The following is a 14,538-nucleotide window of genomic DNA, read 5'->3' on the forward strand; positions in this document are numbered from 1 at the left end:
TGCAGACTGCGCAGATATAACGCTGGGCTGCGACGTGGGGAATGTGATGCGTATCAAGGCGATCGCGCTGTTGGGTGCAGGCGTGTTGGCGATGGCGGGTGGGCTTGTGCCTGTAGGCGCCCAGACGTCGCCGCCGTCCACGACGACGGTCCAGCAAGATTTTGACGCCGCAACCGCGCTCGATGCGAAGCCAGATCGCGCGGCGTCACTTGCTGCCTGGGAAAAACTGGGAACACGGACCAAGGCCGGGTCGCGCAGCCGCGGCATCGTGTTGATCCGCAAGGCGCCGATTCTGTTCGCGCTCAACCGCGCCGACGAGTCGGTGAAGGCTGCACGGGCGGGGCTCGCCTTGCTGCCGGCGGACGATGCCAGTCTTGCAGAAGACCGGACACGCGCCTTCCTCATCCTCGGCCAGGTCGCGACCGATACGCTCGATTATGCGGGCGCCGTGACCGCGCTCCAGCAGGCGGAGGCGAGCGCGATCAGTACCGCCGACAAGCTGGGCGCCATGCTGTCGCTGGTGACCGCGCAGATCTTCATCGATCCCACCGCCGCGGCGGCGACGTTGGCACGCAGCGACGCGTTGATCGGCACGGTGAAGCTCGAGAAGAGCGTCGCCGCGCGGTTCGCGCGTGAGCGGACGCTCCTGAAGCTCAACACCGGCGACATCGCCGGCGCCCGCGCCAGCGCGTTGCAGGCGATCCGGCTTCTTGGCGGCCTCGAAACGGACAAGGTCGATATCATGGACGCATCGGCGCGGTCCGATGCCGCGATCGCGTTCCTGCTGAGCGGCAATGCCGACGAAGCGCGGCGCTACATGGCCTATACCGGTGCAGGACGCATGGTGAAGGGATCGTTCGACCCTGCCGCGGAGATGCGCTCGCCCGATTGTGGCGGCGATGCCGGTCTCAAGCCGCAGGACGTCGCGGTGGTCGAGTTCAACATCGCGTCCGACGGCACGATCGACCAGGCGGCACCGATCTATGCCGCGGGTGGCGGCCAGGTCGCGCTCGAGTTCGCGCGGGCGGTCAAGGGTTGGTCATGGCCTGCCGAAAAGGTCCAGGCGATCCCCGCCTTCTATCGCTATCACGTGCGGGTCGAGATGCGCTGTTCGACTGCGTTCGAGCGGCCGTCGATCGACGACGGACTAGACGATGTCCTGGAACAGTGGCTGTCCAGCAAGGGCATCACGGTCGCCCCTGCACCGACCGGCTCGCAGGCGGCAGCACTCGCCGGACAGCGCGCCGAACTCGCATTGGCGACCGCCCAGTCGCCTAATGGTTTGCGTACGCTTGCCGCGATCTATCGCCTGACGAACAATCCTACGGTAGCGCGCGAAGAGCGTGCGGCCTTGGCTGCGCGGGGTCTGGCGATCGCCGTCGCCAACGATGCACCGCCTAGTGCGCGGCTGACGTTCGACCTGCCTGGACGCGTCGATGCGGTGACCGACATCTGGCGGCCGGGGGTATTCGAACGGACGTTGACGCCGATGGTATCGGAACCCGTTTACGCGAACGATCCGCAGGCGCGGGCGGCGATCCGGTTGATGATGGTCGATGGCGCCGTCGCACGAACGAGGAAGTCGGAGAAGAACAACACGGCGATCGTAACTCTTCGACAAGTGGCGGACGACAAAGCCTTGAAGCCGAACGACCCGCTGCGCGTCGGCGCGCTGATCCGGATCGCATCGATCGAAGAGCGCAACGGCGAGATCGACGCGGCGCGCGCGACGTTCGCCTCCAGTGGTCTGACCGCGAACCAGTGCGCGATCATGGATGCACCACCGAAGATGGTATCCCAGCCGGGATCGGAAGCGTTCCCGATGGAAGCGATGCGTTGGGGTTTCGAAGGGTGGACCCAGGTTCAGTTCGACATCGGCGCGGACGGCAACGTCATCAACCAGCGTGCGCTGTTGAGCTATCCCCCGTTCATCTTCTCGGAGGCGGGGACCAAGTTCTTCACCAAGGCCAAATACGCCAAGACGTATCGTCCCGACGGGGGGCTCGGTTGCGGCGCCACGACGACCCGTATCAAGTTCATGCTGCCAGATTCGGCGCGGCGCGGCTCGTAAGCGAAAGACAGCCCCTTCCCACGGCTAAGGTGGGAAGGGGGAACGCCTTACACCAGCACCTTGTCCGGCCGACCGACCTCTTCGAGCACGGTCGTCGAATCAATTTCCATCATCGGTTTGATCAGGCCGTCGCGAATGTCGTAGACCCAGCCGTGGAGCAGTACTTCCTGGCCGCGCGCAAACGCACCCTGGATCGTCTTGGTGCGCGCGAGCCTGACGAGCTGGTCACGGACGTTCACCTCGACCAGCCGGTTAACCTTCTGCTCGCGGTCGGGCTGCGCGTCGATCTCGTCGGCATGGTCGTGCAGCACGCAGCGCGCGGTGCTCAGCCAGTCGTCGACCGGGCCGGTGGTGCCGCCGTCGAGCGTCGCGCGGATCCCGCCGCACGCATAATGCCCACAGATGATGATGTGCCGCACGCCGAGCACGTCGATCGCGTATTGCAGTACCGACATCAGGTTCATGTCGTCGTCGTTGACGAGGTTCGCGATGTTACGGTGGATGAACATGTTGCCGGGCGGCGTCATGGTCATCTGTTCGGGGCCGACGCGGCTGTCCGAACAGCCGATCCACAGGAACTCCGGGTTCTGGCCGACCAGCTGGCGCTGGAAGAAGTCGGCGCTCTCCTCGATGATCTCGGCCGCCCACGCCTTGTTGGCGAGCAGGAGCTGCTTGTACTGCCTCATGCGAAACGGACCTCGGTCTGGGGGGCGTTGATCAGCTTGACCGTGCGCATCGCGAGATCGCCACGGATGAGCACGGTGATGCCACGATACTGCGCGCCCTTGATGAACGCGTTGATGATGTCGACGTTGTCGAGATCGACATAGCTGGTCGACGACAGGTCGATCAACAGGTTCGCATTGTCGGGCACCTTGGCGAGCGACTTCTGCAACTCGTATTTATGGATGAAGTACAGGTTGCGTCGCGCGCGGACGAGGCAGTCCTCGTCGTCGCAGGCAAAGGTGATCGCGGTGCGGAAGTTGCGCGCGACGACGAACACGAAGCCGACCGCCAGGCCGATGACGATGCCTTCGAGCAGGTCGGTGAACAGAATCGCAGCCACCGTCACGACGAACGGAATGAACTGCGTCCAGCCCTGCTTGAAGCGTTCGGTATACAGCTTCGGCTTGGTCAGCTTGTAGCCGGTCGCGATCAGCACTGCGGCGAGCGCCGACAGCGGGATCAGGTTCAGCACCGCCGGGATCAGCGCGACGCTGACCAGCAGCCAGAAGCCGTGCAGGATCGTCGACAGCTTGCTCTCGGCCTTGGCATCGACGTTGGCGGACGAACGTACGATCACCGAGGTGACGGGCAGGCCGCCGATCAGGCCGGACAGGATGTTGCCGCCGCCCTGCGCCATCAGCTCCCAGTTCTTGTCGGTCGAGCGACGACGCGGATCGATCTCGTCGACCGCCTTGACGCTCAGCAGTGATTCAAGGCTGGCGACGATCGCGAGCGTGACGGCGCTGCTCCAGACGATGCCCATCGTGATCCCGGAGAAGTCGGGGAAGGTGAACAGCGACGGGAATTGCGACAGCGTCTGGGTGATCGGAACCTGGACGAGATGGGTCGCCTGGAGCTGCCAGTCGGGCTTCACCGCGCCGAGCAGCATGTTGCCGAAGATGCCGATCAGCACGACGACCAGCGGGCCGGGGACGAAGCGCAACGGGCCGTCCTTGGGCTTGGCACCGTCCCACCAGAACAGGAAGGCGAGGCTGACCGAGGCGATCAGGATCGCGCCGGGGGTTACTGCTGCACTGAGGCTGTCGAGGATGCGCGAGAAGGTGTTGATGCCGTTCGCGGTGGTGAATTCGAAGATGCCCTCGGCCTCGCGGTCGAAACCGACGGCATGCGGGATCTGCTTGAGGATCAGGATCAGGCCGATCGCGGCGAGCATGCCGGTGATGACCGACGACGGCACGAACTCGCTGAGGATGCCGGCGCGGGTCAGCGAGAAGCAGATCTGGAGCACGCCCGCAAGGACCACGGCCATCAGGAACATCTGGTAGCTCGGCATGCTCTCGATCGCGGTGAGCACGATCACGGTCAGGCCGGCTGCGGGGCCGCTGACCGACAGCGGCGACTTGGAGAACAGGCCGACCGCGATGCCGCCGACGATCCCCGAAATGATGCCGGCGAACAGTGGCGCACCGGAGGCGAGCGCCACGCCGAGACAGAGGGGCAGCGCGACGAGCGCGACGACGATGGAGGCGGGAAGATCCGCGCGCCATGTGGTAAGCTTTGGAATGAGAGTCGGCACCAGGGCTCCTGTCCTTAAGGTGTCGGCCGGGAATACGTCCGCACCGGACGCATCTATCCATGCCACATGACAAATAGTTCATGTTCAGTAATCGATGAACGGTGTCTGACTCAAGGCGGAATGTTGCGCCGCGGAAGATTGTAGGATCGGGTGAGTTTCGGCCGTCTTCGCTGCGTGTGGTTGCGTTGTCCGTGGGGACGCCTATCTCGGGCCGCTATGGCTCGAAGCACGACACGATCTTCCGACTGGGGTTTCCCGCGCTGGCGCGAATATGGCGCAAGCACCGAGGCGGTAACCGTGCGGCTGTGCGATCGGCATGGCTGCAACGAGCCCGGCAATTGTCCGGCACCGAAATCGCCAAACAGCCCGGACCGCTGGTATTTTTGCATGAACCACGCTGGCGAATACAATCGCGGCTGGAATTATTTCGAAGGCTTGAGCGCGGAGGAAGCGGCCGAGCGCGAAGCTGCTGAGACGCGCACCGCGGACGGCTACACCGATCCCAAGCATTACGCCTGGGCCGGCTCGGGCGACGGCAGCCGCTCGCGCGACGAGATGCGCGCGTTGGAGGTGCTCGACCTCGAGCCCGACGCAACGTTCGAGGACGTGCGCGCGGCGTGGCGGCGGATGGCGAAGGCTAATCATCCAGACGTGCGCCCGAACGACAAGGATGCGGCGAAGCGGTTCCAGGGCGTGCAGGCGGCATACGAGGTCCTGAAGGTGGCCGAGGATCAGCGGACCTGGAAACCGGCGTGATCCGGGTCCTCGCCAGTCGCTGGCAGGGTAGCGTTCTGGTCTGCGGCAAGTGTTCGAAGAAGCTGGATGGTGGGTTTGGCGAAAAGGGCCGGACGTCCCTCGTGAAGCTGTTGCGTCAGGCACTCGGCGTCAAGAAGGGCCGCAAGGCGGATCGCGGCGTGGTCGAGGTCAAGTGCCTCGGGGTTTGTCCGAAGAACGCCGTGGTGATGGTCGACGGCGCGCGGCCGGACCGGTGGATGCTAGTGCCGGCCGGCGCAGATGTCGACGAGGTCGTCGCAACCCTTACCGAACACGAGAACTTGCCCTCACCCTCGCCGCCTCCGGCGTCTCTCCCTCTCCCCTGAGGGGAGAGGGAAGGGGCCCGCGGCCACTTGGCCGTGGGAAGGGTGAGGGCACGGTTTAGGCGTACCGCTCGGCCGTCTCCCGGATCAATGCGATCATGTTCGGAATCCCCTGCGTCCGGTTCGAACTCAGCTGCTTACTGAGATCGAACGGCGCCAGTTCCGCTTTAATGTCTGTCGCGACGATCTCACCCGGCGCCTGATCCTGCACCGTCAGCAACACGAGCGCGATGATCCCCTTGGTGATCGCCGCATTCGAATCCGCCAGGAAGTGCAGTCGACCATCGTCGGTCGTAGTCGGATAGACCCAGACCGAGGCCGAACACCCGCGCACCAACGTCGCGTCGGTCTTAAGCGCATCTGGCATTGGTTCGAGCTCTTTGCCAAGGTCGATCAGCAGGCGATAGCGGTCGTCGGGTTCGAGGAAATCATATTCCTCGCGAATGTCGGTGAGAGTTGCCATGCCTGTCGGGTAGCGGGTCGGCTTCAGCGCTTCAACACCATGTTCCCCCGCGAAGGCGGGGGCCCAGTCTGGACCCCCGCCTTCGCGGGGGAACAAGTCTCCTGGTCGGCGGCCCTAGAGATCCACCCCGGCCGCGATCGCCTCGAGCTTCTTGATCCGCTCCTTCAAGTCCGCGATCTCGATCCGCGACCCGGTCGACACTGCGACCGGCATCCGGCCGTCCTGCATGTGATCCAGCTCCATCCGCCGCAGCGAGAGCCATCCGCGCCATCCGGCCAATCCACCGGCGACGATCATCGCCAACCCCGCAAGGCTCGCCAGCGCCAGGGTGATATAGATATTAGGGTCTATCATGTCCGCCTCCTCTAGCGGTCGCGGAGCCGTTCGATCTCTCGGTCGAGATCGACGCTCTTGTGGTTGTCGGTGATCACGCGCTCCAGCACCTGGATGCGTTCCTTCATCTGCTGCACTTCGTCGCGCAGCCGCGCCGCTTCGGGATCGTTCATCAGCGATGTCCCCTCGGCATGGCGCGCGCTTGTGTGACGTGATTTGAAGATGCCGGTTATCATCACGATCAGGACGATCATCACGACCATCACCTGTGCACCGCTCATGATCCTGTCTCCTGTGATGTCTTCGCTCCGTGGAGCGAGGTAGCGTTGAGCGGGCGTTCGTCACGCAGCATCTCGATCTCGTCCGCCAAGTCGATCCCGCGGTCGGTAACGATCCGTTCGAGCACCCGCATCCGCTGTTCCAGCCGGTCGGTATGCGCCGCGTATTGCGCGGACTTCTCCGCGATCATCTGCGCATCGAGCTCCATTCGGCGGTTCTTGTAGGCGAACCAGGGGCGAACCACGACGCCACCAAAGATCGCGAGCAGTCCGCAGGAGATGCCGAGGATGGGAATGAGTATAGGGCTGATCATCGTCAGGCTCTCTCTTAGCGGTTGCGGAGTGCTTCGATCTCGCGAGCGGTGCGCTCGGCGGGATCGGTGGCAATGCGTTCGAGAACCGCGATCCGCTCCTCGAGGCGGGAAACCTGCCCGGTCAGGCGCTCGTTCTCACTGCTGAGCAATTCGACCTTCCGTTCGCCCGCTGCATCCTGCTTGTGCCCGCCGCCCCAGCTCATCGTATGGCCCCAGTCGTCGCTTGGCGGATAACCGTGCTTGGTACGGATCCAGTTGTTCGCGATCCAGCCGATGGTCGTGATCGCGATGATCGCAAGCACGAACCCAGGTCCACCCCATCCCATCCTACTATCCTCTCAGTTCGGTTGGAGGCGAAGCGCCTCGATTTCGCGCGCGGTGCGCTCGGCGGGATCGGTCGTGATCCGTTCGAGCACTTGGATTCGCTCCTGCAAGCGGTCGATTTGGCCGGTGCGGCGCTCGTTCTCGCTGTCGAGCAGCTTGATGCTGCGGTCCGCGTCCAGGTTCGCGGCCTTGACCGCAATCCGCGCCTTGCGGCGGCCAAAGGCCTGGATCATCAGCGTCGCTAGCGTGCCGAGCATCAGGCCCAGTATGAAACCTACTTCCGGTGGCATGGTATTTCCCCCTTTTGGATCGACGTCGCTTCTCAGCGCAGGCTGTCGATCTCCGCCGCGAGGCTGTTGCTTGAGCGGCTGGTATAGTGCGTCTCGATGTCGGCGAGGCGGCGGTCGATGTCGCGGAACTTGCTGCGGACCTCGGCGGTCGAGCGCTTCGGGTTCGAGCGGACGCCCTGCCAGAACTTCGCGTCGTCGGGCGTCTCGTAGAGGCCGAACGGCTTGGCATGGCCCATCCACGCGACCAGCCAATAGGCGATCAGCGTCCAGGGAAAGCCCCCGGCCAGCGTGAGAACGACCATCGCGACCCGGACGAATAGGACGTCGATCCCGGTATAATCCGAGATCCCGGCGCAGACGCCCTTCCACTTGGCATTCTGCTTATCGAGGTAGAATTGGGTGCGGCTGCCAGACATTTCAGTTCCTCCGATCCGAGGTGCGATCCAGATTGCTGTCGGACTGACGGTCCGACAGATACGGCGACTGCGTGGTGCCGAGACCCGGCTTCCAGTCGGGATTGTCCGCGGCGATGATCCGTTCGACGGTCATCACGCGGTCTTCGAGGCGGCGGGCGAGTGCCTGCATCTCGTCGAGCAGCCGTTCGTCTTCTTCGGTGATCCGCGGCGCCTGCTTCCACTTGGTGATGTAGTGCAGGATCACCCACGGCAGACCGATGAAGATCGAGACGACGGGCACGCCGACGGAGATAAAGTCATCCATCTCAATCGTCCTTCTTCATGCGCGCCTTGAGCGCGGCGAGCTGGGCGTCGACCTTGTCGTTGCTGCGCAACTCGGCGATTTCCTCTTCGAGCGTCTTGACGACCCCGAGCCCCATCGCATCCGCACGGCCCTCGGCCTCGTCGACGCGGCGGTCGAGGATGTCGAAGCGGCTGAACGCCTCGTGCGTCTTCGGGCCGTTGTACATCTCGCGAAGTCGCGTCCGGTTGTTCGCGCTCTCCAGTCGGGTCTGCACCGCGTTCTGCTTGGTGCGCGCCTCGCGGAGCTTGGTCTGGAGCTTGGCGATGTCCTCCTCCGACGCGCGGAGCGCATCGTCGAGCACGCCGACCTCGGCCTTCAACTGCTCGGCCATGTCGAATGCCTTCTGGCGCTCGACCAGGGCTGCCTTGGCGAGATCCTCGCGGTCCTTGCTCAGCGCCAGCTCGGCCTTCTCGGTCCAGTTGTCCTGGAGCTGCTCCAACTTCGAGATATGGCGGCGCATCTCCTTCTGGTCGGCGATGGTGCGCGCGGCGGAGGCGCGAACCTCGACCAGCGTCTCCTCCATCTCGAGGATGATCATGCGGATCATCTTCGACGGATCTTCGGCCTTCTCGATGAGATCGGCGAAGTTGGCGGCGACGATGTCGCGGGTGCGGGAAAAGATGCCCATGTAAATCCTACTCCAGGGGTCGGCCCGAGGCTCTTAGCGAGTCCGTCGGGAGTCTTATGCCACGATTGCGGTGGTTACCGCGATGGGCGTTGCGTTGGTTGCGATCGCGGGGCCGACTGCGCCGAGGACGCAGGTTGCGCTGACGACGATGGTGCAGAGGGTAGCGGCGACGGTGCGGGCAATGTTGGTGTTGAACATGGTGGGTCCCCTTTAAGGATGGTTGGTTCCGCTATTCGGCGGGTTGCCTGAAGCTTTGCACCTCTCGTGCCAGTTTCGAAAATGGCGGAATTGCAGGGGTTTGCGCGATTCTCGCCGCTGGGTCGGTACCGGAAGCTTGCCAAGAGTTGGGAATTCGCGCCACATCTTCGCCATGGAGCGAACAACCCAGGTCATCGGCGAGTCCGGCACGTTCATGGCGGCGCTCGAACGCGCATCGCGGGCGGCGGCGTTGGATCGTCCTGTGTTGGTGATTGGTGAGCGTGGCACGGGCAAGGAACTGGTCGCCGAACGCCTCCACCGCCTGTCGCCGCGGTGGGATCAGCCTTTGGTCATCATGAACTGCGCGGCGCTGCCAGAGACGCTGATCGAGGCGGAATTGTTCGGGCATGAGGCCGGCGCGTTCACTGGCGCGACCAAGGCGAGGGTAGGGCGGTTCGAGGAGGCCGATGGCGGCACGCTGTTCCTCGACGAACTCGGCACGCTGTCGATGGCCGCGCAGGACCGCCTGCTGCGTGCGGTCGAATATGGCGAGATCACGCGGATCGGCTCGTCGCGACCGATGCGCGTCGACGTGCGGATCGTGGCTGCGACCAACGAGCATCTCCCCGACAAGGTCGACCGCCACGAGTTCCGCGCCGATCTGCTCGACCGGTTGTCGTTCGAGGTGGTGACGTTGCCGCCGCTGCGCGCGCGGACCGGGGATGTGGTGGTGCTGGCAGAACATTTCGGCCGGCGCATGGCGTCGGAACTGGGGCGCGAACGCTGGGAAGGCTTCGGCCCGGCGGCAATGGACGCACTGATCGCCTATCGCTGGCCGGGCAATGTCCGCGAACTGCGCAACGTCGTCGAGCGCGCGGTGTATCGTTGGGAGCAGGCTGGGCCAATCGATGCAATCGAGATCGACCCGTTCCAGTCGCCACATAGGCCGGGGGCTTCGACTGCGCCTAAACCTATGGCGGCGCCGCCCCGCGATGCCGAAGCGGAGGGTGGCGAAGACCCGGTCGTCGCGTGCGAGGAAGGGCCCTCGGACTTCAAGTCCCGCGTATCCCGCTTCGAGCGCGATCTGCTCTCGCGCGCCCTCTCGGAACACCGTTTCAACCAACGCGCCACCGCCGAAGCGCTAGGCCTGAGCTACGACCAACTCCGCCACGCCCTGAAACGCCACGACCTCCTTAACGCGGGCGGTTGAAGTAATCCTGCCCCGCAAGGGGGAGGTGGCTGGCTCTTGCTAGACGGAGGGGGAGGACACGGAGCAGAGTTTCGCGTGCCTCCCGCTCCGTCACCTTCGGTGCCACCTCCCCCTTGCGGGGGAGGATCGTAGGTGTTCCGTCACCCGCTCTTCCCCACCAGCCCCGCCAGCTTCTTCAACTTCGGCGCGACCACCGGCACGGTCAGCATCGTGCTCGCCAGCGCCATCAGCAGCAGCGCGGTGAACGTCTCATTCGTGATGATCTTCTTATCCAGAAGGATGTTGACGAAGATGATCATGATCAGTGCCTTGGTCTGGAGCAGCCAGCCGATCGCCGAGGCCTCGCCCGGTCGCCACTTCAGGATCCGTCCGGCGGCGTGAACCCCCGCGAGCTTGCCGCCGACCGACGCCACCAGCAGCAACGCCGCCGCACCGAACACCGCATAGCCGCCGACCGCCCACTGCGTCTTCAGCCCGGTCGACAGGAAGAACACCGGCATAACCGCGAGCAGCACGAAGTGACGGAACTGGTCCATCTTCGCGGTCGTGAACCATTTCGAATCGAGCACCGCGCCCGACAGGAACGCGCCGACCATGAAGTGCAGCCCCGCCCAATCCGCCGCGAACCCGCAGCCGGCAAGCCAGATCAGGCTGACATACCAGCGATCCCGCTCCTCGATCCGCGCCATCAGTTTGCGCACGATCAGCGTCGCGACCGCGAACCCGACCAGGAAGCCGCCCTGCCGCCCGACGCGCTCCCAATCGAGCAGGATCAGCGCCAGCACGCCCCAGATCGCGATGTCGTCAAGGCTCGCATAACGCAGAATTCGCTGACCGATCGGCTGGCGGAGCACGTCGAGCTTTTCGAGGAACAGCACCAGAATCGGCAGCGCGGTGACAGCGCAGGCCATGCCGATCCCGAGCACCACCTGCCACGTCGCGCCGTCCGGCCCGCGCCAGCCTGGGTAGCGCAACATCATCACCGCTGCGATGCTGCCGGTCACCAGCGGCGCTGCGAGCGCGAGCCCTGCGGTGACGCCAGTCTCGCCGCGCCGTTTCCACGCCTCGCCGAGGTCGAGTTCGATACCGGCGACCCACACGAACATCATCACCGCCCACCAGGCGATGCCGTTCAGCGAGCCCAAGGTCGCGGGCGTGAAAACGGTCGCGTAATAGTCGGGATACGCCGCGCCCAGTACGCCCGGCCCGAGCAGGATGCCGCCGAAGATCTGCACCACCACCAGCGGCGCCCAATAATCGGTCCGTCCGAGCCGCCACACCAGATACGGCATTGTGAAGATGATGAGTATCGCGAGGAGGAAGACCTCCGTCGGCGTCATGGCGTGCATGTGGATCCCCCGCGCCGATCGGTTCCCCCCGCCGGCTTTGTTACGGTAGCGGTATTATGCGTTCAGCGCGGGCACGGCAATATGCGGATGTCGGGATCGACCCATCCCGGTTCATTCTTTCCAATGCTTCATAACGGGACAGGCGTCGTTGAAGCGCGGCGGACGGACTGGTCGAAGCGCGACGTTCCGTGCGATCACGCAACCGATATCGTCGGCGGGCCACCGCTGCGGAACGAAGAGGATCTCGGATGAAACGATCGTTGCTCGCCCTCGCGCTGTGCGCCGCTCCCGCGTTCGCGCAAGGTTCCGCACCGTTCACGGTCAACGGGCAGGGCTTCGCGACGTTGCAGGAGGCGGTCTCGTCGATCCGGCTCGGCACCGCGACGATCCTGATCGCGCCGGGCACGTACCGGCAGTGCGCAGTCCAGGCCGGCGGCCACATCACTTTCAAGGCGGTCAAGCCCGGCACCGCGATCTTCGAGAAAGTCGCCTGCGAGGACAAGGCGGCGCTGGTCCTGCGCGGGCAGGGCTCGGTCGTCGATGGCCTCGTCTTCCGCGGCTACCGCGTGTCGGACGGCAACGGCGCCGGCATCCGTACCGAGATGGGCGACCTGACCGTCACCAACGCGATGTTCCTCGACAGCCAGGAGGGCATCCTCGGCGGCGAACCGACCGGTCAGAAGATCCTGATCGACCACTCGACGTTTGCCGGGCTCGGCCAGTGCGACGAGTCGCCCGGCTGCTCGCACGCGATCTACCTCGCCAACAAAGGGAGCGTGACGATCACCAACTCGCGGTTCGAGCGCGGGACGGGTGGGCACTACGTCAAGCTGCGTGTGCCGACCGTGTCGATCACCGACAACAGCTTCGACGATACCGCCGGGCGCAAGACCAACTACATGATCGACCTCCCCGAAGGCGCCACCGGCCTGATCGCGCGCAACACCTTCGTGCAAGGGCGCAACAAGGAGAACCACACCGGGCTGATCGTGGTCGCGGCGGAGGCGCAGACGTATCGCTCGACCGGGTTGCGGGTAGAGGGGAACGACGCGCGACTGTCGCCGGGGGATGGCAGCAGCCCGGCGTTCCTCGCGGACAACAGCCACGACAAGCTCGCGCTCGGTGCGAACCGGCTGGGTACAGGGTTACGACCGTTCGAGACGCGCTAAGCGGTCACGCTGGATGAGTGGTCGTTCAAGGTAGCACTCCCTCAAAAGCGTGTTCTCCCGCGAAGGCGGGAGCCCAGACTGGACTCCCGCCTTCGCGGGAGAACAAGCTTTACAGCGAAGGTGGGCGGCGCTCAGTTAGCGCAGGTAGTCGCAGCACTCGGATCGAGATCCAGGCACCGCCCGTCCAGCCCACTAACCGGCAACCTGATCGTCGCCGCCAACGTCGGCACGATATCCACCGTCTCCACCGACAAGGGCTGCTCGAACCCGGTCATCCCCTTGCGCCAGAACAGGATCGGCACGCGGCGGTCGTAATCCCACGGCGATCCGTGCGTCTCGACATAGCCGCCCGCCGGCGAAACGATCGTCGTCACGCGCGGCTTGAGGAGCACCACCATCTGCCCCGACCGCTCCGGATAGAACGATGCCCGTGCCCGCTCGATCAGCGTCCACGTCTCGGGCGGGGACTTCGCCATCGGCGTCGCCATGATCTCGGCGGCGGAGTAGGCCCCCGCGATCTGCTGCATCGCGCGATAGCGGCGCAGCGCCTCCGCAAGCACCTTCGCCTGCGTCTTCGCCGGCAGCGTGTCGTCGATATAAACGTCGCCTTCCGTCCCCAGCAGCACGCTACCCGGCAGCCCCATGTCCTTGGCGATCGCGGTGCCGACCTGCTTGGCGAGGACGTTCTCGTCCATGTGCGCCTCCATCGGCATCGCGCGCTGCTGCTGGCGCTCGGTCGCGTCGTGCGCGCCGTGATCCGCGGTCAGCACGACCTCGTAATCGACCCCGGTCTCGTCCATCACCGCGAAGAAATCGCCCAGCGTCTTGTCGAGCTCGGCCATCTGGATGCACATCTCGGTGCCCTGCGTACCGTAGGTGTGCCCGACATAGTCGGTCGCCGACGCGCCGATATCGATGATGTCGGTCTGCGGGCCCTTGCCGAGCTTCATGTCCTGCACAAGCGCCGCCGCCATCGCGAACACCGCGGCGTCGGAGGCGGGCGACACGCGGAAGCCCTTAGCGTCGCCGGCCTCTCGCTCGAAGCGCCCTTGGCCGTAGGTCTTGCCCGCGATCACGATCGGATGGTTCACGCCCGCGCAATAGCCCGGCAGGGGCAGCGCCGCCTGCGGCTTGGCGATCAGCGCGGCGACCGCGTCGCGCGTCCGCTGCACCGCCGGCGGCACCGCTCGACTCGCATAGGAGACATAGGTCTTGCCGTCCCACCACCAGAGCTCGTCGACCTTGTGGCCGCCCATCATCACCGCTGCACGGTCCTTGCCCGCGACCGAGACCGAGCGCGTCCGCGGATCGCGCGCCTTCATCATCTCGCCAAGCGTCGGCACCTTCAGATGCATGTCGGACACGGTGTAGCTGTCGTGCGTGCTGCCGGCGACGCGCTCGTCCTCCGAGCAATAGACGACCTTGTCGGGCCGCCCCGCGCGCTGGTCGATCCAGTTGTTGGCGATGATCCCGGTATGCGCGGGCCGCATGCCGGTCAGGATCGTCGAATGGCCCGGGCACGTCTCGGTCGCGGCGTGGCTCTGGTACCCGCTCGGGAACACCGCGCCGTTCAGCAGCCGGGTGAAGCCGCCGGTATAATGGTTGCGATATTGCTGGAACAGATCGGCGGCGAACTGGTCGACCGAGATCGCGACGATCAGTTTCGGTGGAGTCGTGGGGGTCGCCGCGGGGGGCGCCGCCGTCTGGGCAGAGACCGAAACGGCCGAGGTCAGCAGGAGCGCGGCGATAAGTGCTTTCACGAACAGTCCTTTAGCCAGCGACATCCCTCGAG

Annotated in this window: 19 protein-coding genes; 5 read left to right on the top strand and 14 right to left on the bottom strand. The window is 65.0% G+C overall.

All coding sequences use genetic code 11. The features are described 5' to 3' along the window. Positions 1 to 46: 46 nt before the first annotated feature. Positions 47 to 2,071, top strand: coding sequence for a hypothetical protein (locus O6X71_RS02330; RefSeq protein ID WP_353464270.1), 2,025 nt, complete (start codon positions 47 to 49; stop codon positions 2,069 to 2,071). A gap of 47 nt (positions 2,072 to 2,118) precedes the next feature. On the opposite strand, the gene O6X71_RS02335 is transcribed toward O6X71_RS02330, so the two are convergent. Together O6X71_RS02335 and O6X71_RS02340 are read right to left on the bottom strand one after the other, a co-directional pair. Then, positions 2,119 to 2,757, bottom strand: coding sequence for a carbonic anhydrase (locus O6X71_RS02335; protein WP_120300044.1), 639 nt, complete (start codon positions 2,755 to 2,757; stop codon positions 2,119 to 2,121). Further along, positions 2,754 to 4,334, bottom strand: a complete 1,581-nt coding sequence (locus tag O6X71_RS02340; RefSeq protein WP_353464271.1) for a SulP family inorganic anion transporter — start codon at positions 4,332 to 4,334, stop codon at positions 2,754 to 2,756. Before O6X71_RS02340 ends, O6X71_RS02335 begins: the two co-directional genes overlap by 4 nt. Positions 4,335 to 4,550: 216 nt before the next feature. Between O6X71_RS02340 and O6X71_RS02345 the strand changes: the two genes are divergently transcribed. After that, a complete protein-coding gene (locus O6X71_RS02345) occupies positions 4,551 to 5,090 on the top strand; it encodes a J domain-containing protein (RefSeq protein WP_056058203.1) in 540 nt (179 codons plus the stop codon). Beyond that, complete coding sequence (locus tag O6X71_RS02350) at positions 5,087 to 5,434, top strand: (2Fe-2S) ferredoxin domain-containing protein (RefSeq protein WP_353464272.1); 348 nt, start codon at positions 5,087 to 5,089, stop codon at positions 5,432 to 5,434. The genes O6X71_RS02345 and O6X71_RS02350 overlap by 4 nt, the downstream gene beginning before the upstream one ends. A gap of 55 nt (positions 5,435 to 5,489) precedes the next feature. Here the strand turns inward: O6X71_RS02350 and O6X71_RS02355 are convergent, their stop codons facing one another. The 10 genes from O6X71_RS02355 to O6X71_RS02400 form a co-directional block, all read right to left on the bottom strand. Continuing rightward, a complete protein-coding gene (locus O6X71_RS02355) occupies positions 5,490 to 5,894 on the bottom strand; it encodes a SufE family protein (RefSeq protein ID WP_353464273.1) in 405 nt (134 codons plus the stop codon). A 114-nt stretch (positions 5,895 to 6,008) separates the two neighbouring features. After that, positions 6,009 to 6,248, bottom strand: a complete 240-nt coding sequence (locus O6X71_RS02360) for a hypothetical protein (RefSeq protein ID WP_353464274.1) — start codon at positions 6,246 to 6,248, stop codon at positions 6,009 to 6,011. 11 nt (positions 6,249 to 6,259) lie between these two features. Continuing rightward, positions 6,260 to 6,508, bottom strand: coding sequence for a hypothetical protein (locus O6X71_RS02365; protein WP_353464275.1), 249 nt, complete (start codon positions 6,506 to 6,508; stop codon positions 6,260 to 6,262). After that, positions 6,505 to 6,819: a hypothetical protein gene (locus O6X71_RS02370; protein WP_353464276.1), complete on the bottom strand. Its 315-nt coding sequence runs from the start codon at positions 6,817 to 6,819 to the stop codon at positions 6,505 to 6,507. Before O6X71_RS02370 ends, O6X71_RS02365 begins: the two co-directional genes overlap by 4 nt. A gap of 14 nt (positions 6,820 to 6,833) precedes the next feature. Beyond that, complete coding sequence (locus tag O6X71_RS02375; protein WP_353464277.1) at positions 6,834 to 7,145, bottom strand: hypothetical protein; 312 nt, start codon at positions 7,143 to 7,145, stop codon at positions 6,834 to 6,836. Between the two features lie 12 nt (positions 7,146 to 7,157). Beyond that, positions 7,158 to 7,433 (bottom strand): hypothetical protein, encoded by a 276-nt coding sequence (locus tag O6X71_RS02380; protein WP_435368434.1) that lies wholly within the window; start codon positions 7,431 to 7,433, stop codon positions 7,158 to 7,160. Between the two features lie 32 nt (positions 7,434 to 7,465). Further along, positions 7,466 to 7,849, bottom strand: coding sequence for an envelope stress response membrane protein PspC (gene pspC / locus O6X71_RS02385; protein WP_353464278.1), 384 nt, complete (start codon positions 7,847 to 7,849; stop codon positions 7,466 to 7,468). 1 nt (position 7,850) lies between these two features. Then, on the bottom strand, positions 7,851 to 8,153 hold the full coding sequence (gene pspB / locus O6X71_RS02390; protein WP_353464279.1) for an envelope stress response membrane protein PspB: 303 nt from the start codon (positions 8,151 to 8,153) through the stop codon (positions 7,851 to 7,853). A gap of 1 nt (position 8,154) precedes the next feature. Next, the gene (gene pspA / locus O6X71_RS02395) at positions 8,155 to 8,820 is read right to left on the bottom strand and encodes a phage shock protein PspA (protein WP_055878009.1); all 666 of its coding nucleotides are present in this window, start codon (positions 8,818 to 8,820) and stop codon (positions 8,155 to 8,157) included. Between the two features lie 54 nt (positions 8,821 to 8,874). Continuing rightward, positions 8,875 to 9,018 carry a hypothetical protein gene (locus O6X71_RS02400; RefSeq protein ID WP_167397723.1) on the bottom strand — a complete coding sequence of 48 codons (144 nt, stop codon included), beginning with the start codon at positions 9,016 to 9,018 and terminating at the stop codon, positions 8,875 to 8,877. Between the two features lie 172 nt (positions 9,019 to 9,190). Between O6X71_RS02400 and pspF the strand changes: the two genes are divergently transcribed. After that, positions 9,191 to 10,228 carry a phage shock protein operon transcriptional activator gene (gene pspF / locus O6X71_RS02405; RefSeq protein ID WP_353464280.1) on the top strand — a complete coding sequence of 346 codons (1,038 nt, stop codon included), beginning with the start codon at positions 9,191 to 9,193 and terminating at the stop codon, positions 10,226 to 10,228. Positions 10,229 to 10,368: 140 nt separating this feature from the next. Here pspF and O6X71_RS02410 read toward each other — a convergent pair whose 3' ends face one another. Continuing rightward, a complete protein-coding gene (locus O6X71_RS02410; RefSeq protein ID WP_353464281.1) occupies positions 10,369 to 11,577 on the bottom strand; it encodes a cation:proton antiporter in 1,209 nt (402 codons plus the stop codon). Positions 11,578 to 11,825: 248 nt separating this feature from the next. On the opposite strand from O6X71_RS02410, the gene O6X71_RS02415 reads away from it, so the two are divergent. Continuing rightward, a complete protein-coding gene (locus O6X71_RS02415; RefSeq protein ID WP_353464282.1) occupies positions 11,826 to 12,746 on the top strand; it encodes a right-handed parallel beta-helix repeat-containing protein in 921 nt (306 codons plus the stop codon). A 131-nt stretch (positions 12,747 to 12,877) separates the two neighbouring features. Here O6X71_RS02415 and O6X71_RS02420 read toward each other — a convergent pair whose 3' ends face one another. Further along, positions 12,878 to 14,530, bottom strand: coding sequence for an alkaline phosphatase family protein (locus O6X71_RS02420; RefSeq protein WP_353464283.1), 1,653 nt, complete (start codon positions 14,528 to 14,530; stop codon positions 12,878 to 12,880). Positions 14,531 to 14,538 lie beyond the last annotated feature (8 nt).

The organism is Sphingomonas faeni, from assembly GCF_040407505.1.
GTDB lineage: Bacteria > Pseudomonadota > Alphaproteobacteria > Sphingomonadales > Sphingomonadaceae > Sphingomonas > Sphingomonas faeni_E.

Bases quoted from the DNA above. Each gene is read 5' to 3' on its own strand.
- O6X71_RS02330 (WP_353464270.1), top strand. From the start codon at position 47: ATGCGTATCAAGGCGATCGCGCTGTTGGGTGCAGGCGTGTTGGCGATG.
- O6X71_RS02335 (WP_120300044.1), bottom strand. From the start codon at position 2,757: ATGAGGCAGTACAAGCAGCTCCTGCTCGCCAACAAGGCGTGGGCGGCC.
- O6X71_RS02345 (WP_056058203.1), top strand. From the start codon at position 4,551: ATGGCTCGAAGCACGACACGATCTTCCGACTGGGGTTTCCCGCGCTGG.
- O6X71_RS02355 (WP_353464273.1), bottom strand. From the start codon at position 5,894: ATGGCAACTCTCACCGACATTCGCGAGGAATATGATTTCCTCGAACCC.
- O6X71_RS02360 (WP_353464274.1), bottom strand. From the start codon at position 6,248: ATGATAGACCCTAATATCTATATCACCCTGGCGCTGGCGAGCCTTGCG.
- O6X71_RS02365 (WP_353464275.1), bottom strand. From the start codon at position 6,508: ATGAGCGGTGCACAGGTGATGGTCGTGATGATCGTCCTGATCGTGATG.
- O6X71_RS02370 (WP_353464276.1), bottom strand. From the start codon at position 6,819: ATGATCAGCCCTATACTCATTCCCATCCTCGGCATCTCCTGCGGACTG.
- O6X71_RS02375 (WP_353464277.1), bottom strand. From the start codon at position 7,145: ATGGGATGGGGTGGACCTGGGTTCGTGCTTGCGATCATCGCGATCACG.
- O6X71_RS02380 (WP_435368434.1), bottom strand. From the start codon at position 7,433: ATGCCACCGGAAGTAGGTTTCATACTGGGCCTGATGCTCGGCACGCTA.
- pspC (WP_353464278.1), bottom strand. From the start codon at position 7,849: ATGTCTGGCAGCCGCACCCAATTCTACCTCGATAAGCAGAATGCCAAG.
- pspB (WP_353464279.1), bottom strand. From the start codon at position 8,153: ATGGATGACTTTATCTCCGTCGGCGTGCCCGTCGTCTCGATCTTCATC.
- pspA (WP_055878009.1), bottom strand. From the start codon at position 8,820: ATGGGCATCTTTTCCCGCACCCGCGACATCGTCGCCGCCAACTTCGCC.
- O6X71_RS02400 (WP_167397723.1), bottom strand. From the start codon at position 9,018: ATGTTCAACACCAACATTGCCCGCACCGTCGCCGCTACCCTCTGCACC.
- pspF (WP_353464280.1), top strand. From the start codon at position 9,191: ATGGAGCGAACAACCCAGGTCATCGGCGAGTCCGGCACGTTCATGGCG.
- O6X71_RS02410 (WP_353464281.1), bottom strand. From the start codon at position 11,577: ATGCACGCCATGACGCCGACGGAGGTCTTCCTCCTCGCGATACTCATC.
- O6X71_RS02415 (WP_353464282.1), top strand. From the start codon at position 11,826: ATGAAACGATCGTTGCTCGCCCTCGCGCTGTGCGCCGCTCCCGCGTTC.
- O6X71_RS02420 (WP_353464283.1), bottom strand. From the start codon at position 14,530: ATGTCGCTGGCTAAAGGACTGTTCGTGAAAGCACTTATCGCCGCGCTC.